Source organism: Rhizobium sp. P1_E6 (genome assembly GCF_056405875.1).
Genome location: NZ_JBFUBG010000008.1, coordinates 82,045 through 101,901, shown reverse-complemented (window position 1 = coordinate 101,901; position 19,857 = coordinate 82,045). Strand labels below are relative to the sequence as shown.

At 61.9% G+C, this 19,857-nt stretch carries 17 protein-coding genes; 14 read left to right on the top strand and 3 right to left on the bottom strand.

Features of this window, described 5'->3' with window-relative positions:
- From AC1D35_RS07145 to AC1D35_RS07085, 13 genes are all read left to right on the top strand, one after another.
- Positions 1–1,212 (top strand): ABC transporter permease, encoded by a 1,212-nt coding sequence (locus AC1D35_RS07145; RefSeq protein WP_113311208.1) that lies wholly within the window; start codon positions 1–3, stop codon positions 1,210–1,212.
- A complete protein-coding gene (locus tag AC1D35_RS07140; RefSeq protein WP_113311209.1) occupies positions 1,209–2,363 on the top strand; it encodes an ABC transporter permease in 1,155 nt (384 codons plus the stop codon). Before AC1D35_RS07145 ends, AC1D35_RS07140 begins: the two co-directional genes overlap by 4 nt.
- A gap of 123 nt (positions 2,364–2,486) precedes the next feature.
- Positions 2,487–3,482, top strand: a complete 996-nt coding sequence (locus AC1D35_RS07135) for an aldo/keto reductase (RefSeq protein ID WP_113311210.1) — start codon at positions 2,487–2,489, stop codon at positions 3,480–3,482.
- Positions 3,483–3,515: 33 nt separating this feature from the next.
- Entirely contained in the window at positions 3,516–4,025 is a 510-nt protein-coding gene (fae, locus tag AC1D35_RS07130; protein WP_113311211.1) for a formaldehyde-activating enzyme, read from the top strand.
- A gap of 1 nt (position 4,026) precedes the next feature.
- A complete protein-coding gene (locus AC1D35_RS07125) occupies positions 4,027–5,472 on the top strand; it encodes an NAD-dependent succinate-semialdehyde dehydrogenase (protein ID WP_477938381.1) in 1,446 nt (481 codons plus the stop codon).
- Complete coding sequence (locus AC1D35_RS07120; RefSeq protein WP_113311213.1) at positions 5,472–6,467, top strand: LysR family transcriptional regulator; 996 nt, start codon at positions 5,472–5,474, stop codon at positions 6,465–6,467. The genes AC1D35_RS07125 and AC1D35_RS07120 overlap by 1 nt, the downstream gene beginning before the upstream one ends.
- A gap of 36 nt (positions 6,468–6,503) precedes the next feature.
- Positions 6,504–8,129, top strand: coding sequence for an ABC transporter substrate-binding protein (locus tag AC1D35_RS07115; RefSeq protein ID WP_113311214.1), 1,626 nt, complete (start codon positions 6,504–6,506; stop codon positions 8,127–8,129).
- A gap of 53 nt (positions 8,130–8,182) precedes the next feature.
- On the top strand, positions 8,183–9,142 hold the full coding sequence (locus AC1D35_RS07110; protein WP_477855431.1) for an ABC transporter permease: 960 nt from the start codon (positions 8,183–8,185) through the stop codon (positions 9,140–9,142).
- A 7-nt stretch (positions 9,143–9,149) separates the two neighbouring features.
- Positions 9,150–9,995: an ABC transporter permease gene (locus AC1D35_RS07105; RefSeq protein ID WP_113311215.1), complete on the top strand. Its 846-nt coding sequence runs from the start codon at positions 9,150–9,152 to the stop codon at positions 9,993–9,995.
- Positions 9,992–11,581, top strand: coding sequence for a dipeptide ABC transporter ATP-binding protein (locus AC1D35_RS07100; RefSeq protein ID WP_477938380.1), 1,590 nt, complete (start codon positions 9,992–9,994; stop codon positions 11,579–11,581). The genes AC1D35_RS07105 and AC1D35_RS07100 overlap by 4 nt, the downstream gene beginning before the upstream one ends.
- Before the next feature lie 96 nt (positions 11,582–11,677).
- Positions 11,678–13,096 (top strand): aldehyde dehydrogenase family protein, encoded by a 1,419-nt coding sequence (locus AC1D35_RS07095; RefSeq protein ID WP_477855429.1) that lies wholly within the window; start codon positions 11,678–11,680, stop codon positions 13,094–13,096.
- Between the two features lie 11 nt (positions 13,097–13,107).
- Entirely contained in the window at positions 13,108–14,325 is a 1,218-nt protein-coding gene (locus AC1D35_RS07090; protein ID WP_113311218.1) for a mandelate racemase/muconate lactonizing enzyme family protein, read from the top strand.
- An 8-nt stretch (positions 14,326–14,333) separates the two neighbouring features.
- Positions 14,334–15,947 (top strand): GMC family oxidoreductase, encoded by a 1,614-nt coding sequence (locus AC1D35_RS07085; RefSeq protein WP_477938379.1) that lies wholly within the window; start codon positions 14,334–14,336, stop codon positions 15,945–15,947.
- 3 nt (positions 15,948–15,950) lie between these two features.
- Here AC1D35_RS07085 and AC1D35_RS07080 read toward each other — a convergent pair whose 3' ends face one another.
- Together AC1D35_RS07080 and AC1D35_RS07075 are read right to left on the bottom strand one after the other, a co-directional pair.
- The gene (locus AC1D35_RS07080; RefSeq protein WP_025668423.1) at positions 15,951–16,421 is read right to left on the bottom strand and encodes a cupin domain-containing protein; all 471 of its coding nucleotides are present in this window, start codon (positions 16,419–16,421) and stop codon (positions 15,951–15,953) included.
- 74 nt (positions 16,422–16,495) lie between these two features.
- Positions 16,496–17,854: a M24 family metallopeptidase gene (locus AC1D35_RS07075; RefSeq protein ID WP_113311220.1), complete on the bottom strand. Its 1,359-nt coding sequence runs from the start codon at positions 17,852–17,854 to the stop codon at positions 16,496–16,498.
- Between the two features lie 148 nt (positions 17,855–18,002).
- Here AC1D35_RS07075 and AC1D35_RS07070 point away from each other — a divergent pair, with 148 nt between their 5' ends.
- Positions 18,003–19,004 (top strand): LacI family DNA-binding transcriptional regulator, encoded by a 1,002-nt coding sequence (locus AC1D35_RS07070; protein WP_113299849.1) that lies wholly within the window; start codon positions 18,003–18,005, stop codon positions 19,002–19,004.
- A 40-nt stretch (positions 19,005–19,044) separates the two neighbouring features.
- Here AC1D35_RS07070 and AC1D35_RS07065 read toward each other — a convergent pair whose 3' ends face one another.
- Positions 19,045–19,836: a transporter substrate-binding domain-containing protein gene (locus tag AC1D35_RS07065; RefSeq protein WP_113299848.1), complete on the bottom strand. Its 792-nt coding sequence runs from the start codon at positions 19,834–19,836 to the stop codon at positions 19,045–19,047.
- Positions 19,837–19,857: the final 21 nt, after the last annotated feature.

Below are 19,857 nucleotides of genomic sequence, written 5' to 3'. Positions count from 1 at the left end.
ATGAAGCCGCCCGGCGGGCTCCGCCCCGGCTTTCTTCTGGTGTTCCGGCGGGAGTTCGACTGGTTCTATCGCCGGCCTTTCCTGCTTTTCCTGACGACTCTGCTGCCGCTGCTGTTGATGGGCGTGCTCGCCATCGTCTTCAGCGCGGGACTTGCAACACGGCTGCCGATCGCCGTGCTTGATCTCGATGGCAGCGACCTTTCGCGAACGATCATCCGTGCGGTCGATGCGACGCCGGATACCGCTGTCGCCATCAATGTCAGCGATCTCACAGAAGGCCGCGCGCTGATCCTGTCCGGAAGGGTTCACGGGCTACTGATGCTGCCGCACAATCTCGAGCGCGACGTCTTCGCCGGCCGGCGTCCCGAGGTGGTGTTCTTTTACAATACGCAGACACTGACAACAGGTAATCTTACGCTCAGGGGCGTCAGTGCTGCCGTGCCGACTGTGGCTGCCGGCATCCGCCTGTCGCTGCGCACGGCGCAAGGGCAGCCGGTCGATATTGCGCAGGCCGATCTTTCGCCGATCCCCGTTCAGGTCAATCCACTCTTCAATCCGACGCTCAACTATGCGCATTTCCTGCTGGCAGCGCTGATGCCCGCCTTGCTGCAGGTGGTGATCGTCACGACCATGGCCTACACGGTGGGCATGGATGCTGAAACCATGCACCGTCTTGTCATTCTGCGGCGGCTCGGCGGCGGTCTCTGGCCGGCGATGGCCGGCAAGATGTTGCCCTACACGCTGATCTTCCTTGTGGTTCTTGGCCTGTCGGACGCCGTTCTCTTCGGCGTGCTCGATATGCCGCTCAGGGGCGAGCGCTGGATACTCGTCGTTGCCGGATTGCTCTTCATCCTCGCGAACCAGTTTATCGGCGTGCTGCTGGCGCTTTTCCTGCGGCCGGTCGCAAGCGCCATCAGCGTTGGCACGCTGATCTTCGCCCCATCCTTCGGCTATATGGGTATCGGCTTTCCGCGTCTGGCAATGAACGGGTTTTCCTATTGGTGGGGTGAGCTCATTCCGGGCACCTGGTATCTGACGGCGAGGATCGATCAGACGATCCGCGGCACGCCGGTTGATCTGTCCCTGAAGCCACTGATGGTGCTTGGTATATTCGTCCTGGTGCTGGCGATCGTGACGGCGCTGCGGCTGGAAGTGTTCCGCATTCGCCGGGAGCGACAGGCAGCGCAGAGGCTGAGGGAGGTCACGCCATGAGGGCCTTCCTCGCGATCTTTCGCATCGAGCTGATCCGCATCCTGACGCTGCGCCCGGCGCTCGCGGTACTGGTCTTCGGGCCGCTTATCTATGCCCTCTATTATCCCCAGCCTTATGCCAACGAGGCGCTGCGCGACGTGCCGATTGCTGTCGTCGATCTCGATGATACGACGAGCAGCCGTGAGTTGGTGCGCCGTATCGATGCGTCGAGTGATGTCGCGGTGGCTGCGACGCTGCCGGATCAGGTGAGCGCCGAGCGGGCGGTGCAGGGACGCCAGCTTCACGGCATTCTGGTCATCCCGCAATATTTCGAACGTGACCTGTTGCATGGGCGGCAATCGCCGGTCGCGCTTTACGGGGATGCGAGTTATTTCCTGATCTATCAGCGCATTTCCGGCGCGGTCGTTGCCGTTGCCAGAACCATGGGTGCGGAAATCGAGACGGCGCGGCTGATTGCGGCCAATATCGATCCGGTGCTGGCGGCAGCTGCCCCTGATCCGATGCCGTTGACGACGGTCGCATTGTTCAATCCGCAAGGCGGCTATGCGACCTATATCCTGCCCGCAGCCTTCGTCCTGATCCTGCAGCAGACGCTGTTGATCGGCGTCGGCCTTCTGGGCACGATCGGCAATGATGCGGCGGCGCGAAATCCCGCTGCCTCGGCGGCTGGCCCCTTTGCCCGGGTCGGAGGCAGGCTGCTTGCCTATCTTGTTATCGAGGCGATCGTGTTGCCATTCTACCTGATCGTGCTGCCTTACCTTTACGGCATTCCGCGGTTGGGTGGTTTGTTGACGATCTTCATCTTCTGCCTGCCGTTCGTTCTGGCAGTTGCCACGCTCGGGATGGTGATTGCCTCCCTGTTCCGCAAGCCGCTCGCCGTTCAGCTCGTCTGCGCCACGCTCGGGTTGCCTTTCATGTTCCTTGCCGGTTTTTCGTGGCCGAGCGAAGCCATACCCGAGCCGCTGCGGGCGCTGACCGTTCTGCTGCCAAGCACCAGCGCCATCAACGGCATCGTCGAGGTGTCACAGCTCGGCGCTCCGCTTCAGGCGGTCAGGGAACCGTTCCTTACGCTGTGGATACTTGCCGCGGTTTACGGGCTTGTCGCGGTGCTGCTGGACATCAGGTCCGCAAGGGAAAAGCCTGCGGCATAGGCCCCTGCGGGCGGTTGATGGCGCCATCTCATTTTGAGATAGCCGCATCGAATAAACCTATTTGTCACAATAGTGTCGCCACGGCATAGTCTTAGGAGGGAGAAACACTTTTAGGACATTGCTGTGGAATATGTGCGCTTTGGCCAGACCGGCCTGAAGGTTTCGTCGCTTTGCCTCGGTACCATGGGTATCGGCTCATCCAAGTGGAAGGGTTGGGTGTTGGACGAAGAAAAGTCGGTACCGATCCTCAAGAAGGCGCTCGATGTCGGCATCAATTTCTTCGACATGGCGGACTGGTATTCGACAGGCGTCAACGAGCAGGTCGTCGCCCGCACGCTGCTGTCGCTGACCGACCGCGAAAAGCTGGTGCTTGCCACCAAGGCCTTCTATCCGATGAGCGATGATCCAAACGACAAGGGCCTGTCGCGCAAGCATCTGATGGCCTCGATCGACAAGTCGCTGAAGCAGATGGGCACAGACTATGTCGACCTTTACGTCATCCACGCTTTCGATCCGGAAACCCCGATCGAAGAAACGATGAGCGCCCTGCATGACATCGTGAAGTCGGGCAAGGCGCGCTACATCGGCGCTTCCACCATGTATTCCTGGCAGTTCGCCAAGATGAACCATGTCGCCGACAAGAACGGCTGGACGCGGTTCGTCAACATGCAGTGCCAGTATTCGCTGCTCTATCGTGAAGAAGAGCGCGAAATGATGCCTTACTGCCAGGACGCTGGCATCGCGGTGACAACCTTCTCGCCGCTCGCCCGTGGTTATCTGGCCGGCGGCGGCTCGGCGCCGCGTATCGCCCATGACCTCTATCTCGACTGGTTCGGCGACGAGATCGACCAGGAGATTGCCAAGCGTGTCAACGAGATCGCTGCCAAGCGCGGCAAGACGGCGAGCCAGATTGCCCAGGCCTGGGTCATCGGCTCCGGCAACAGCACGGTTCCGATCGTCGGCACGGAGAGCCCCGAGCATGTCATTGCCGCCATCGAGGCTGCGGCGATCGAGCTGACGGCAGAAGAGCGTGCTTTCCTTGAAGAGCCCTATCGCCCGCGCGACATGATCAACGACTACAACACGGTCCGTCGCCCCCGCGCCCTTTCGAAGGCATAATGGGTTCGACTCGCATTTTTACTGGAGAATTCCATGCTTTATATCGGTGAAGGCTTCGAGGGTTCCGGCCCGAACGCTGCCCATATCAACCTCTATATCGGCCCGAAGAACGGCCCGATTTCCGGTGCACTCGCCGGTGCGGCCGCAAGCCCCGGTCCCGGTCACCTGCCGTTCCAGGCAGTGCTGAAGCCGAACCTGCCTGCCAAGCCAGTGACGCTGTTCATCGCCAAGGCGGTGATGGAGTCAGGTTCCTCGCATGAGCTAATGACCTGGGGTCCGGCGCAGGCCGGTGTTGCCGCCGGTATTACTACAGCGCTGCTCGACGGCTCGTTGCCGGCGGAAGCTGAAGATGACTGGGTCGCGATTGCCGCCGTCTGGGTCAATCCGTCGGCAAACGATGCCGAAGAAGTGTATCATAACAACAAGGCTGCAACGCATCTTGCCGCCAAGCGCGCATTGCTGAAGGGCTGGCCGTCGCGTGCTGAGCTTGCCGAAGGCGTGGCAACGGTCGGTAATCCGTTCTTCACACCGAAGGTCGCCTGATATGAAGCTTGTCGAAGACAATGCACTGATCGGTGGAGGCTGGGGAAGTGCTGCTGACAGCAAGCGCTTCGCCGTGCTGAACCCCGCTGACGGCAGCGAGCTTGCGACCGTGCCGGATTGCGGCGCGGCGGAAGCGCAGCAGGCGGTCGATGCCTCAGCAAAAGCCTTCAAGACTTGGCGCAAGACGCTCGCCTCCGAGCGCTCCGCGGTTCTGCGCCGTTGGGCCGAGCTGATGCTTGCCAACCAGGAAGACCTCGCGCGCCTATTAACGGCCGAGCAGGGCAAGCCGCTTGCCGAGGCGCGCGGCGAAGTCGCCTATGCGGCTGGCTTTCTGACCTGGTTTGCCGAAGAGGGCCGCCGCTCTCATGGTGGCGTCGTGCCGTCGCACAAGGTTGATGCCCGCATCGTCGTCATGAAGGAGCCGGTTGGTGTTGTTGCGGCGGTCACGCCGTGGAACTTCCCGCTGGCGATGATCACCCGCAAGGTCGGCCCGGCGCTTGCCGCCGGCTGCACTATCATCATCAAGCCGGCCGAAGACACGCCGCTTTCGGCGCTGGCGCTTGCCCGTCTTGGCGAACAGGCCGGCGTCCCCACCGGTGTTGTCAGCGTGGTGACTACGAAGTCTCCGGCCGATGTCGTCGGCGTCTGGATGAAGAGCCCGGTCGTGCGCAAGTTCTCGTTTACGGGATCGACGGCGACCGGCAAGCTGCTCATGCGCCAGAGTGCCGACACGGTGAAGCGCATCAGTCTCGAACTCGGCGGTAACGCTCCGCTGATTGTCTTCGACGACGCCGATATCGACCAGGCCGTGCGCGGCACGATCGCTTCCAAATTCCGCAACACAGGGCAGACCTGCGTCTGCGCCAACCGTATCCTCGTCGAGGACGGCATTTACGACCGTTACGCCGAGGCTTTGGCCAAGGCGGTTGCGGCCATGAAGGTCGCCCCCGGTGTCGAGGATGGCGCACTGCAAGGTCCGCTCATCGATGCGCCGGCGCTGGCGAAGGTCGAGCGGCATGTGACCGACGCTGTCGAAAAGGGCGCCAAGGTGCTGACCGGCGGCAAGCCGCACGAGCGCGGCGGCCTGTTTTATGAACCGACGGTGCTGACCGGCATGACGACCGATATGGCGCTTGCCACGCAAGAGACCTTCGGTCCGGTTGCCGGCCTTTTCCGCTTCAAGGGTGAGGAAGAGGCGATCGCGCTTGCCAATGATACGGAAACCGGTCTTTCGGCCTATTTCTTCACGCAGAATCTCGGCCGCGCCTGGCGTGTCGCCGAAGCGCTGGAGGCAGGCRTGGTCGGCATCAACGAGGGCGTGATCTCGACGGAAGTTGCTCCGTTTGGCGGCGTCAAGCAATCCGGGCTCGGCCGTGAAGGTGCTGCCGAAGGGCTCGATGAATATCTCGAGAGCAAATACGTCCTGTTCGGCGGGCTGTCGGGCTGATGACGGAGGATCGCTCTCCCCAGACGAAGAAGGAGCCGGCGGTCGATCGCCGCCGGTTGCCGTTGAATGCGCTACGAGCCTTCGAGGCGGTGGCGCATCACGGCAGCTTCACGGCGGCCGCCGTGGCGCTCAACATTTCGCAGAGCGCGCTTTCGCGGCATGTCATCGGTCTGGAAGAGAGTATCGGGCGCAAGCTTTTCGAACGCGGCCATAAGGCCACGACGCTGACGGATGCCGGGCGCTCGCTCGCTGCCGGCATCGGCAAGGGCTTCGACCGCATCGAGCAGGCGCTGAAGGAAGTTTGCGCGCCGGACGAACAGCGCCAACGCAAGCTGCGCATCAACCTGCCGCCGAGCTTTGCCATGAAGCTCACCGTGCCGCTGCTGACGGATTTCCGGCGCAGCTTCCCGGAAGTGCTTCTGGAGGTTTCGACCCCCTATGGGGTGCCGGACAGCGAATTCGATGTGGCGGTCGTCTATACGCGGCCAGCAGTCGATGAATGGATCACCGACCTGCTCTGGGAGGAGCGGCCGACGATCCTTTGCCATCCCGATCTGGTCAGGGGAGGCGTGTCGGATATCGCGGCTTTCATTGCTGCAAACGAGATCATCCACATCAAGATCGTAGACATGGAGCCCTACCTCACGTGGCAGCGCTTCCTTGTGCAGAACGGTCTTGGAGGGGTTTCCGTGGCGCGGGGCGTGACATTCGACAGCGCCAGCCTCGGGGTTCAATACGCATTGTCGGGGCAGGGGCTGGTGCTTGCAGATCCGGCGCTATTTCGGGAGGAAATAGAAAGCGGCCGCTTGGTTGCGCCGGTCACCGCACACTATTACGAAGGCTTCGGCTATTACCTGAAGACCGATGCGGAAGGGCTGGTGGATCCTCTGATTGCAGGGTTTCGATCCTGGATCATCAGCCGCTTCAGCAATCGTGTGGTGAACGACGGTGAAAAGCCCGCCCTGCGCATCGTGTCTGGCACAGAGGGTGTCTGATAGCGAACATACTGCCATTCAAGGAGGAGGCAGATCATGACTGAATTGAAAACCAACAGCGGCAATCCGCTGCATCCCTCCGTGCCGGAACTGTGCGAACAGGTCCGCGCCGGCAAGATCGATCGCCGCGGTTTCCTGCGTGCCGTCGCCTGGCTCGGTGTGACGGCGGCCTCCGCCAGCGCCTTCCTCGGCGACAGCAAGCCCGCACTCGCTCAGGAGACGCCTACCGATGGCGGCACACTGCGTTTCGGCTGCCAGATCCAGGAACTGACCGATCCGATGATGACGAGCTGGATCGAGGCTTCAAACCTCTATCGCAACAGCCTCGAATTCCTGACCTATGTCGATGCCGACAACGTCACCCATCCCTACCTCGCCAAGAGCTGGACGCCGTCTGCTGACCTGAAGATCTGGGATTTCGAGCTCGACGAGCGCGCCAAGTGGTCGAATGGCGATGCCTTCACACCCGAAGACGTGATCTTCAATATCCAGCGCTGGATTGCGCCTGACTCCCAGTCTTCCAACAAGACCGCTTTCTCGGCCGTCGCGAAGGTGGAAAAGACCGGCGACCATACGGTTCGCATTACGCTATCGCGTGCGGTTTCCTCGCTGCCAGAGCAGCTTTATTCCTACACCTGCCCGATGCTGCACCGCGACTTCGTCAAGGGCGGCGCCAACTGGCCGGCCAATCCTGTTGGTACCGGCCCCTTCAAGCTGGACGCTTACGAAGTCGGCCGTCAGGCTGTGTTCAGCAAGCGCGCTGACTATTGGGGTAAGCCGGCTCATCTCGACGGCATCCAGTATATCGACCTCGGCACCGATATCACCACGCATCTCGCAGCGCTTTCGAGCGGTCAGATCGATATCATCTACCGCGCGACGATCGCCGAATACGATCTTATGAAGTCGCTGCCGAACATCCAGATCCTGACCGGCAAGGCTGCCCATACACTCGTCATGCGCATGCAGTCCGACCAGAAGCCGTTCGACGATGTTCGCGTCCGCAAGGCCGTGCAGCTTGCCGCCGACAACAAGCAGATGCTCGACGTCGCCTATCGCGGCGAAGGCGAAGTTGGCGCCAATTTCCACGTCTCGCCGGTTCAACCCGATTACTTCGCGCTGCCGGCTGTGCCCCGCGATGTCGGGAAGGCCAAGGCCCTGCTCGCAGAAGCCGGCTACAAGGACGGTTTGGATCTTGAGCTGACGCTCGGCAACACGCAGGGTACCTGGGAGCAGGATACCGCGCAGGTACTGCAGCAGAATCTGGCCGAAGCCGGCATCCGGCTGAAGCTGAATGTCCTGCCGGCCTCGCAGTACTGGCCGATCTGGGACAAGGTTCCTTTCGGCCTCACCTACTGGGCGCACCGTCCGCTCGGCGCCATGACGCTCGATCTGGCCTATCGCTCCGGCGGTGCCTGGAACGAGAGCCATTTCGCCAGCAAGGAATTCGACGCCGCGCTCGACAAGGCTCTGGCCGTCGTCGATCCGGCCAAGCGTCCCGAAGCCATGAAGGATGTCCAGCAGATCCTGCAGGATTCCGGCGTCATCGTTCAACCCTACTGGCCGAACCGCTTCAGCGCCGCAGCCACCACCGTGCGCGGTTTCGTGCTCCATCCGGCGGACTACTTCCGCATGGACGGCGTCTGGCTCGTCAAGGCTTGATCTTCGGCGGGGCCGCTCATCGCGGCGGCCCCGACCCGGCAAAGAGGTGGTTCGTGACCGTTTTCCTTTTCATTCTCCGTAAACTGGCAAGCGCGCTCGCGGTGATGTTCACCGTGTCGCTGCTCGTTTACCTGGCACTGGAGGTCAATGTCGGCGATGTCGCCGTCAAAGTCCTCGGCCAGTTCTCGACGCCGGCACAGCGCGCCCAGTGGCTGACTGCCAACGGTTACGATTCCCCCTTCATCATTCGCTACGGCCGCTGGCTCTGGTCCTTCGTGACCGGTGACTGGGGCATGTCCACCTACTATCGTGCACCGGTTGCCCAGCTTATCCCGGACCGCCTTGCGGCCTCCGGCATTCTTGCTGGCGGTGCGCTGCTCGTGATCGTCCCTGTCGGCCTGTTTGCGGGCATCATTGCCGGCATGCGGCCTGGTTCGTTGCTCGATCGTGTCGTCTCCTTCATCGCAATCGTCACGACTTCGATCCCGGATTTCGCCTCTGCGGTCTTCTTCTCGGCCGTCTTCGTTTTCTGGCTACACTGGTTGCCCGGCGCCAGCACCATGCTGACGGGCTTCTCGCTGCAGCAGATCATTCTGCCGGTGCTGGTGCTCGCCTTCTATTCCACCGGCTACCTGGCGCGCGTCACCCGCGCCTCGATGATCGAAGTCATGGGCACCCATTATGTTCGCACGGCACGCCTCAAGGGGGCCAGCACGGCTCGCATCGTCTGGAAGCATGCGCTGCGCAATGCCCTGATCACGCCTGTCACCGTCATCATGCTGCAGTTTCCCTGGCTACTCTCGGGCGTCATCGTCGTGGAGGTCTTCTATGCCTATAAGGGCTTCGGCACGCTGCTCTATGACGCCGCGCTCAACAGCGATATCCGACTCGTCGAGGCGTGCGCGATGGTGAGCGTCGTCGTCGTCGTCGCGACGCAGATCCTCTCCGACCTCGCCTATGGCTGGCTCAATCCGCGTGTCTCGCTGCTCGATGCAGCCAAGGGACGGAAGTGAGGGCGCCATGCGGAAAGCTGTAACACCCTATCTCACCAATCCGGTCGTGCTGATCGGCGGGTTCCTGACCATCGGCTGGCTGCTGGTGGCCATCTTTGCGCCAATCCTTGCGCCCTTTGACCCGATCCGTACGCTGCTGCCGCTGGCAAAGCCGGGTACTGCCGCTCCGACAGGCGGCGTATTCTGGCTCGGCACCGACAAGCTCGGCCGCGATATCCTTTCGCGCCTGATCTACGGCGCACGCACCGTCGTGGTGTTCTCGACGCTTGCGACGGTGACGGCCTATATCGTCGGCGTGGCACTCGGGCTTATCGCTGGTTACCGGCGCGGCTGGATCGATGCGGTCCTGTCCTATATCGCCAATGTGGTGCTCTCCTTCCCGGTGCTGGTGCTCTACATTGTCATCATCGTCGTGGTCGGCTCCTCTCCATTCAACATCGTGCTTGCGGTTACCTTCGGCAGCGCGCCGGCGATCTTCCGTATCGTGCGCGGCATTACCATCGATGTGTCGAGCCGCGATTTCGTGGCGTCTGCTGTGACGCAGGGCGAAAGCACCTGGCGCATCATGCTCTTCGATATCCTGCCCAATGCCAGCGGCCCGCTCGCAGTCGATTTCTGCCTGCGCCTCGGCTACACCGCGATCACCATCGGCACGCTCGGCTTCCTTGGCCTCGGCCTGCCGCCACCGACGCCGGATTGGGGCACGATGGTCAACGAAGGACGCGCCATGGCGATCGCCTTCCCACACTTGGTCATCTTTCCATGCCTTGCGATTTCGTCGCTGATGCTGGGCCTGAGCCTGCTGGCGGACGGATTGCGGGAAGTCTCGGAAGCGCAGGGGAGGCGTGCATGAGCAGCAACGAAAACCAACCGATCCTTCGGGTCGAAAATCTGAGTGTCGCACTGCCGAAGGGCGCCGACCGACCCTATGCCGTCAAGACGGCGAGTTTCGATCTCAGGCCGCGTGAAATTCTCTGCATCGTCGGCGAGTCCGGCTCCGGCAAGTCGGTGCTGTCCAGTGCACTCATGGGCGCGGTGCCGGAGGGATTGAAGGTTTCCGGCGGCAAGGTGATGCTCGGGGATACCGATCTCGTTGGCCTTTCCGAGCGGGCGTTCCGCGCCATCCGGGGCAGCGACATTGCCATGATCTTCCAGGAGCCGATCGCTTCGCTCAATCCGGCGATGACGGTTTCAGCGCAGATTGAGGAAGTCTTCGAGCTGCATTCGGATTTCGATGCCGCCGAGCGCAGGAAGCGTGCCCGCGCGCTGATCGAATCCATGCATCTGCCGAACCCGGACCGCATCCTGCAGGCCTATCCGCATGAACTCTCCGGTGGGCAGTGCCAGCGTGTCGTCATCGCCATGGCGCTTGCCATGAACCCGCGCGTACTGATTGCCGACGAGCCGACGACGGCGCTCGACGTGACGACGCAGGCGCAGGTGCTGAAGCTGGTGCGCGAATTGCGCAACATGCATGACCACGGCATCGTCTTCATCACCCATGATTTCGGTGTGGTTGCCGACATCGCCGACCGCGTGGCCGTCATGCGGCACGGTGAGATCGTCGAGATCGGTGAGGCAAGACAGGTGCTGACGGCTCCGAACCATCCCTACACCAAAGAGCTTATCGCCGCCGTGCCAAGCCTGAAGCCGCACGACCGTCCGGCCCCGCCGCAGGGTGAAGCGCCGGTCCTTGCCGTGCACGACCTGCAGCATTCCTATGGCAGCGTCCAGGTTTTGAAACATGTGGAACTCAGCCTTTCGCCGGGCCGTGTGATCTCCATCGTCGGTGAATCCGGCTGCGGCAAGTCTACCCTTGCCAAGGCGATGATCCGCCTGATCGAGCCGAAGAGTGGCCGGGTGGAAGTGGCGGGTGCTGACATTCTTGGTCTCGCGCCGGCGCCGTTGCGCGCCAGACGGCGGTCGATCCAGATGATCTTCCAGGATCCGTTCGGCTCACTCAATCCGCGCCGCCGTGTCGGGCCGATGATTGCCCGCTCAGCCCGGCTTGCCGGCATGGAGGCAGACGAGGCGCGGCGTCGGGCGGAAGAGTTGCTCGACCTCGTTGGCCTGCAGAAGAGTGCCTATTGGCGCAAGCCATCGGCCTTTTCCGGTGGACAGCGACAGCGCATCGGCATTGCGCGTGCGCTCGCCATGCGGCCGGATGTGCTGATCGCGGACGAGAGCGTTTCGGCGCTCGACGTCTCCGTGCAGGCACAGGTTCTGAAACTGCTTCGCGAGCTGCAGGAGAAGCTGCAGCTCGCCATCGTCTTCATCACTCACGACCTGCGCGTCGCTGCCCAGATCAGCGACGAGATCGTGGTGATGCAGAAGGGTGAAATCGTCGAGCACGGCAGTGCGGCCCAAGTGCTGCAGGCGCCGACACACCCCTATACGAGAACACTTCTCGACGCGGCGCCGGGCCGCAGCACGTTCTAGTCGCCGCTTTCGAGCGTCGGCACCCTGTTTCGTTTCAACGCATGGCCGGCAGAAGCTGGCATGCGCGTGGTCAGCTATTGTCCTGAGGATGTCGTCATGACGGAATATCGCAATTTTATCGCCGGTGAATTCCGGTCTTCCGGCACGCTGGTACCGGTGCTCAATCCGGTAACAGAAGCTCAATTCGCTAGGGTGCCGTCAGCGACCGCGGCTGAAGCCATCGAGGCTGTCGAGGCAGCGGCGAAGGCGCAGAAGGAATGGCGGGCGCTGCCGGCGATTGCGCGTGGCGACGCGCTGCGGGGGGTCGCTGCCGTTATCGAACAGCGAGCGGAGAAGATCGGTGCCGCCTTGGCACTGGAATCCGGCAAGAGTCTTGCCGACGCGACGGGCGAGGCGATCTACGGCGCAGAGCTGATGCGTTACCATGCCGAGTGGGCACGTCGCATCGAAGGCGAGATCATTCCGAGCGACAATGCCAACGAGACGCTGCTTCTGAAGCGCGAGGCAATCGGCGTCGTCGCCTGCCTGATCCCCTTCAATTTTCCGATCTATACGCTGGTGCGCAAGATCGCGCCGGCGCTGATCGCCGGCAATGCCGTCGTCGTGCGCCCGAGCAATTCTACGCCGACCTCGGCCTTCGAGATCGCCGAAGCCGTTGCCGAGGCAGGTTTGCCGGCCGGGCTCGTCAATATTCTCGCCATGTCGCATGATGTTGCGGCCACGCTCTGCACGCATCCGAAGGTCGGGATGATCACGCTGACAGGTAGCCTGCAGGCGGGCCGTGTCGTGCTCGATTATTGCAAGGCTAATATCGCCAAGCCGTCGCTGGAACTCGGCGGCAAGACACCCGTCATCATAGAGCCGGATGCGGATCTGGATGCAGTCGCGGCACAGCTCGTTGCTGCAAAGACCAATCATTGCGGCCAGCTCTGCACCGCGCCTGAGCGCGTCTACGTGCATCGCTCCATTCATGACGCGCTACTTGCCAAGTTGAAGGCCGGCTTTGCTTCACGTGTCTTTGGCGACCGCTCGGTTGATGCGTCTCGCGTCGGGCCGCTCGCCACGAAATCAGCACAGACGAATGTGCACAAGGCCGTCCTCAAGGCAGTGGAGCAGGGCGCGCGCATCGAGGCCGGCGGTACCTTGCCTGATGGCCCCGGTTTCTTCTATCCGCCGACACTGCTGTCCCACTGCCGGCAGGACATGGAGATCATCGCCGAGGAGATCTTCGGTCCGGTTCTTCCTGTCGTCGCCTACGACACGACCGAGGAAGCGCTGGTGCTTGCCAATGATCACCAGTTCGGTCTGAGCTCGGTGCTCTTCACCAACGATCACCGCTCGATCATGCGTTTTTCTGACGCGATCGAGGCCGGCGAATTCTACGTCAACCGTTTCCCGGCCGATCCCTATCAGGGCTATCACGCCGGCTGGAAGCGCTCCGGTCTCGGCGGCGATGACGGCAAGCACGGCATGCTCGAATTCACCCAGACACGCCTCGTCATACTCAAGCATTGAGGATCACGGCCATGCAGATCGCATCGCTTTCCACCCATGTCGTCGCCGTTCCGCCGCCGCATATCGGCGGCATGTACTGGATCTTCGTACGACTGACGACGGCAGACGGGATYGAGGGTGTCGGGGAGATCTATTCCACCGCTTTCCATCCGAACGCACTCGTGCCGCTGATCGAGGATGTCTTCCAGCGCTATCTGCTCGGCCATGATCCGCATGATATCGAACGCTTCTGGCGGCTTGCCTATTCGAGCGGTTTCACACAACGCCCGGACCCGACGATGATGGGCATTGTCTCCGGGCTGGAGATCGCCTGCTGGGATATTATTGGCAAGGCCGCCGGCAAGCCGGTGCACAAGCTGATCGGCGGGCGCGTGCATGAGAGGCTGCGCGCTTATACCTATCTCTATCCGAAGAACGCTGCTGGCGAATATGACTATAACGATCCGGACCTCGCCGCCGAATGCGCGGTGAAGATGGTCGAGATGGGCTTTACCGCCGTCAAGTTCGACCCGGCCGGCCCCTATACGGCCTATTCCGGCCATCAGGTGTCGCTCGGAGTGATGGATCGCTGCGAGGAATTCTGCGCCAAGATTCGCGAGGCTGTCGGAAGCAGTGCCGATCTGCTCTTTGGCACGCACGGCCAGATGGTGCCGTCTTCGGCGATCCGGCTGGCGCAGCGGCTGGAGAAATATGATCCACTCTGGTTCGAGGAGCCGGTGCCTCCCGGCCACGAAGAGGCGATGGCGGAAGTCGCCCGCAGGACCTCGATCCCCATTTCGACCGGTGAGCGGCTGACAACGAAATACGAGTTCCAGCGCGTGCTGGAAACGGGTGCAGCCTCGATCCTGCAGATGAATGTGGCACGCGCCGGCGGCATTCTGGAATCCAAGAAGATCGCTGGCATGGCGGAAGCCTATTACGCGCAGATCGCGCCGCATCTCTACAACGGACCAATCGGCGCTGCGGCCAGCATCCAGCTTGCTGCGTCCTCGCCGAACTTCCTGATCCACGAGGCGATCGTCGATTTCTCGGGCTTCTACGCCGAGATCCTGAAGACGCCGCTGCGCTTCGAGGACGGTTACCTGATCCCATCAGACGAGCCGGGGCTGGGGGTGGAACTCAATCTCGATGTCGTTGCCAAACACTCGCCTTACGAAGGACAGCGACTGCATCTGCAAATGGATGACAAGCCCGCCGACGTGAAGGCCTTTGCGCCGGCTCGCGGCTGAGAACGAAGATGACGACATACGATTACATCATCGTCGGCGCCGGCTCGGCCGGCTGCATTCTGGCCGCGCGCCTCAGCGAGAGCGGCAGGCACAATGTGCTGCTCATCGAGGCCGGCGGCAATGACAGCTCACCGTGGTTCCGTGTCCCGGTCGGCTATGCACGCTCCTATTACGATCCGAAGGTCAACTGGATGTACTGGAGCGAGCCGGAGGCCGCGCTCAACGGCCGGCGTATCTATGCGCCGCGCGGCAAGGTGCAGGGCGGTTCGGGCTCCATCAATGCGATGATCTTCGTGCGCGGTGCTGCCGACGATTTCCAAGACTGGAAGGCTGCCGGCAATCTCGGCTGGGGTTATGAGGACGTGCTGCCATTCTTCCGCAAGCTGGAGACCCATGCGGGCGGCGAGAGCAAATATCATGGCGGCGGCGGGCCGATTCATGTGACGCCGATGCGTGGTCAGTCGCATGCGATTACCGACCGTTTCCTGGAAGCCTGTGCCGAACTGCAGATGCCGCTGAATGCGGATTTCAATGGCGAAAGCATCGAAGGCGCCGGCATCTATGACATCAATACGCGGAATGGCGTTCGTTCCTCATCATCGCTCGCCTATCTGAGGCCGGCGCTCGGGCGGCCCAATCTTGCCATCCTGCGCAACAGCCGGGTGCGCCGAGTGATAGTGGATGCGGAAGCTCGCGCGACCGGCGTGGAGGTGATCGGTGCCGGCGGCATCACCAGCTATTCAGCGCGACTGGAAGTCATCCTCTCGGCCGGTGCGGTCGATACGCCGAAGCTTCTGCAGCTCTCGGGCATCGGCGACGGTGCACATCTGCAATCGCTCGACATTCCGCTGGTGCGGCATTTGCCGGCGGTCGGCAAAAACCTGCAGGATCATCTCTGCGCCAGCTTCTATTACCGCTCCACGGTGCCGACGCTGAATGACGAGCTTGGAACGCTGTTCGGCCAGGCGCGGCAGGCACTGCGCTATATCCTGACGCGGCGCGGGCCGCTGGCACTCAGCGTCAACCAGGCCGGCGCCTTCCTGCGCGGCCGTCCGGAGGAAGAGCGGCCGAATATCCAGCTGTATTTCAACCCGCTCTCCTATCGCATTCCGACGGATCCGAAGGCAGGTTTGAAGCCGGAGCCCTATTCCGGTTTTCTGCTCGCCTTCAATTCCTGCCGGCCGACGAGCCGCGGCACGGTTGGCATCGTCTCGCCCGAGATAACGGAAGCGCCGCAGATCAAGCCGAACTATCTCGGCACTGTGCATGACGAGGAAGAGGTCATTCAGGGCAGCCGGCTGGTGCGCCGGATCATGGAAGCGCCGGCTCTGCAATCGATCACCAAAGCCGAAATGCCGCCTTCGGTAGAAGCTCAGACGGATGAGGAGTTGCTGACCTATTTCCGTGGCAATTCCGGTTCGATCTACCACCTCTGCGGATCGGCTTCGATGGGGCCGGATGCTACGACATCCGTGGTCGACGCCTCCCTGAGGGTGCACGGCATCACCGGGCTGCGGATCGTCGATGCCTCGGTTTTCCCGAACATCACAGCCGGCAATATCAACGCGCCGACGATGATGGTGGCGGAAAAGGGCGCGGCGATGATCGTCGCCGCTGCTTGAGAGCTAGTGGCGGTGGATGGGGTCGATCCAGGGGACGTCTTCGGGCTTTTCGACCGGTTCGATGTCGAGGTTGACGACCACAGGTTCCTGGCCTGATCGCACGACCACGCATTCCAGCGTCTCGTCACGGTTGGCATTGATTTCCTGATGGGGAACGAAAGGCGGCACGTAGATGAAATCGCCGGGGCCGGCTTCTGCGGTGAATTCGAGGTTTTCGCCCCAGCGCATGCGTGCCTTGCCTTTCACCACATATATGATGCTTTCGAGATCGCCGTGATGATGGGCGCCGGTCTTGGCATTGGCATGGATCGTCACCGTACCAGCCCAGATCTTTTCCGCCCCGGCGCGYGCATTGTTGATGGCGGTTGCGCGGTTCATGCCCGGTGTCTGCGCCGTATTCGGATCGAGTGCGTTGCCGGGAATGACCTTCACGCCATGTTCGCGCCAGTCGATATGCTTGTGATCGTCGCTCATGCCGCTCCTCCTGCTTTCAAGCCAAATTTAGGTAAGGTCGGACCGACAGCCAAGGGCCGTCGATCCTTTGCGCGCTATGCGCGGACCAGCACATGGTTCGCTTTCAGCCAGAAGGGTGGCAGGTAAAGCGGCGTGTCGGACAGAGGCAGTATGTTCTCATTCAAGGAAACGCCGAGCTTATCCGCCATGAACGTACGACGAGCGGTGATGCGGGCATGCATCTCGGGGTACTTCGTGCGGATTGCCTCACGAAGCTCTGCATCGGCAAAGGCGACCGCATCCTCGCAGTTGAGCGCCCGGCCGGCCGGCATGGGCACGGGGATGACGTCGACCTGGAAGGGCATGCCTGAGCGCAGGCGTTCGGTGGAGCCCGGGCGGACCGGCGAATGCAGCCATTCCTCGTGGCTGCCGAGATGGCCGGGGTTGAGCGCTGAGTTCAGGCCGGCGGATTTCAGCTTTTCGGTGACGGATGCGAAGAGATCGCCGCCGGTCGTGCCGATATCGGCCGTCTCGTACCAGATGATCAGCGCTTCAAAATAGGCCTTGGCAGGTTTCAGGAAGGCGTCGTCATGGTCGGTCAGCAGGCCGGCGCGGGAGGAGAGGGCGCCCCAGTAACCGAGGGCAGTCGTTACGCCATCACCCTTCTTCAGACGCCGTGCCGTCGGGCTGCGCAGGCCGACGATGGCCTCGCCAGAACTGACAGAGGCGAACATGGTGTGCAGGTTCAGCGGATCGCCTTGGTAGCCCAGTCTGCCGAGTGCCTCGAACTCGCTGTCGCCTTCGCGAACACCTGAGACGACACGCCAGAGAGCACGTGAGCAGCGGGCCGAAGCCCATTCGAAGGCGGCGAGCTGGTCGACATCGACGACGGCACGCAAGCCGGTCTCGGGATGCATGAGAACGGCAGTCGCATCGGTGATCTTGCCGGCCAAGCGGCGTAGCGCAGAGACGATGAAGTCGGGCACGAAGAAGCAGTTTGCATGATCCTCATCCTCCTCCGCCGAAAGATACTTCCAGCCTATGAGGCCGATGCTGTCGCCCTTGCCGATGCCGGCGTCGCGCAGACGGTCGGAGAGGCGCGGGTTTTGGCTGCGGTCCTGGCCCATGAGGCTGAAGGTCTGCGCTCGCAGCACGTCGATGCCCGGCAGGCGGGCAAGCACCGTATAGCTCTCGGATTCATTGCCCGTGATAATCACCCGCTTTCCCTTCGGGCCGAGCAATAGCAGGGCCTCTTCGAAGCGAGGTTCGAAACCGGAGAGGAACATGATGTTGCCGAAGTGCTCGCGGTCGGCATAGACGACGAGCCAGTCGGTACCGGCAGCTTTCAGCGCGGCATCCGCGCGGGCGGCATAGGTTGCCGCCGGAATCTGCGGTTGTTCGGCGGCCACAGGTCCAAAATCGGGCAGGGCTATGGGTGATAGGGTGATTGCCATACAGTTCCTCCATTCAGGCTGGCATTGAGGCGAAAAGGGATCGTGGCATCGGTTTCAATGCCACGAAAGTGGATGATCGCAAGTTTCCGATAGCGAAGATGCGCTTCCCTGCGCTATCACGCCATGACAGGTTGGAAAGCGCTCGAACATGACACAAAACATTGGCCGCGATGCCGCCCCGACGATTGCCGATGTTGCAAAGCTGGCCGGAGTGTCGCGTGCGGTCGCCAGCCGGGCGCTCTCCACCGAGCCGCGACCGGTTTCGGCCGATAAGCGTGAAAGAGTGGTCGAGGCGGCTGCACAGCTTGGCTACAAGCCGAACCTTCTGGCGCAGAGCCTGACGACCAAAACGGTCAACCTCGTCGCCGTTGTCGTCAACCACATCCACGATCTCTCGGACCTCGATCTTTTCGACCGGCTGCTGGACCAGATCCAATCGATCGGCAAGCAGGTCATCATGATCCGCATCGGTTCGGTGGCCCGCGTCGAGGAATTTCTGCGCAATGGCGTTGCCTATCACGTCGATGCGGCGCTCGTGTTTTCGGATTTTGCGGATGCTGCCACCGTGCGGCGCATGTTTCGTTCCGATCTGGTTATCATGTTGAACGGCCTGCATGACGACCTTTCGCCAGTCGTCATTCCCGATGAAGGCAGTGGAATTGCTGAAGCCGTCGCCGATGCCGCAACGAAGGGTGTGAAGCGGGCGGGGCTCGTGACCGGTCGTTCGTCCTCGCCGGTGGAGCAGGCACGCATCGGCTTCTACAGGCAGGCTTTCGCTGAAAACGGCATAGAGCTGGGGCGGACGGTGCAAGGCGACTACTCCTATGAGAGCGGGCATGCTGCGGCTGCGGTCTTGACCGGCGCCGATTGCCCCGATGCGATCTTCTGCACGTCGGATGCGATGGCCATGGGTATTCTCGATGTCTGCCGCGTCGACTTTCCCGCCAACCGGCCGACGCGCTTTCGTCTGTACGGCTTCGACAACCTGTCGCTCACCGATTTCGATGCCTATCCGATTTCCTCGATCGGCTACGACAAGGGTGTCTACGTGGAGCAGATGGTGGATTTCATCGCCAACCCCGGCACTTTTCGGCCCAACCAGCCGCCGGTCATCGTGCCGACGACCTTCTTTCCGCGCCTGACTGCCTGATGGCAAACAGGCCGCCCGGAGGCGGCCTGTCAGGATCAGCTTACCACTGCGGGTTCAGAGCCGGCGGGTTGGCTTCGGCGCCCCACCACTTCTTGTAGTTGGCTTCATACGCACCCGACTGGATGTAGTCGGAGACGAACATGTCGAGCCAGCGGACGAATTCCGGATCGCCCTTGGCAACGGCGATGCCGATCGGGTCGTTGGAATAGAGGCCAGCAAGGGTGACCAGCGTCGGGTTCTTGGTAGCGAGGTAGTCGAGCAGCGAAGAGTCTTCGATCGCCGCATCGACGCGCTTCTGCTGAAGCTGCAGAACGCCGTCAGGTGCGAACTGGTCGACATAGACGAGCTGCGCATCCGGCACGGCCGTCTTCAGGAAGGTTTCGCCCGTTGTGCCGCGGCCGACGACGACCTTCTTGCCAGCGAGATCCTTCAATTCCTTGATACCGGAGTCTTTCTGGACGATGACACGCAGGCCGGCGCGATTATAGGGGATCGAGAAGTTGACGACCTTGGCGCGCTCGAGCGTGGCCGAAGTATTGGCGATCGCCACGTCGATCTGGCCGGAAACGAGCATGGAGATGCGGGCGTCGCCGGAGACGTCGGTAAATTCGACCGGTACGCCAAGCTTTTCGGCCAGGCGATTGGCGACGTCGACGTCATAACCAACAGGGTTATTCTGCGCGTCGCGGAAGCCGATCGGCTCGCCGCCGAGCGATACGCCGATGTGCACGACGCCGCGCGAGCGGATATCGTCGATCATGCCGGCAAAGGACGGAAGCGCAGAGCCGGCAACGATGGCCAGCGCGGCAATGGCTGTGAGAATGCGTTTCATGGTTCCATTTCCCTCTTCTTG

Coding starts and splice junctions, on each gene's coding strand:
- AC1D35_RS07095 (WP_477855429.1), top strand. CDS start 11,678: ATGACGGAATATCGCAATTTTATCGCCGGTGAATTCCGGTCTTCCGGC.
- AC1D35_RS07065 (WP_113299848.1), bottom strand. CDS start 19,836: ATGAAACGCATTCTCACAGCCATTGCCGCGCTGGCCATCGTTGCCGGC.
- AC1D35_RS07105 (WP_113311215.1), top strand. CDS start 9,150: ATGCGGAAAGCTGTAACACCCTATCTCACCAATCCGGTCGTGCTGATC.
- AC1D35_RS07075 (WP_113311220.1), bottom strand. CDS start 17,854: ATGGCAATCACCCTATCACCCATAGCCCTGCCCGATTTTGGACCTGTG.
- AC1D35_RS07145 (WP_113311208.1), top strand. CDS start 1: ATGAAGCCGCCCGGCGGGCTCCGCCCCGGCTTTCTTCTGGTGTTCCGG.
- AC1D35_RS07120 (WP_113311213.1), top strand. CDS start 5,472: ATGACGGAGGATCGCTCTCCCCAGACGAAGAAGGAGCCGGCGGTCGAT.
- AC1D35_RS07070 (WP_113299849.1), top strand. CDS start 18,003: ATGACACAAAACATTGGCCGCGATGCCGCCCCGACGATTGCCGATGTT.
- AC1D35_RS07085 (WP_477938379.1), top strand. CDS start 14,334: ATGACGACATACGATTACATCATCGTCGGCGCCGGCTCGGCCGGCTGC.
- fae (WP_113311211.1), top strand. CDS start 3,516: ATGCTTTATATCGGTGAAGGCTTCGAGGGTTCCGGCCCGAACGCTGCC.
- AC1D35_RS07140 (WP_113311209.1), top strand. CDS start 1,209: ATGAGGGCCTTCCTCGCGATCTTTCGCATCGAGCTGATCCGCATCCTG.
- AC1D35_RS07100 (WP_477938380.1), top strand. CDS start 9,992: ATGAGCAGCAACGAAAACCAACCGATCCTTCGGGTCGAAAATCTGAGT.
- AC1D35_RS07115 (WP_113311214.1), top strand. CDS start 6,504: ATGACTGAATTGAAAACCAACAGCGGCAATCCGCTGCATCCCTCCGTG.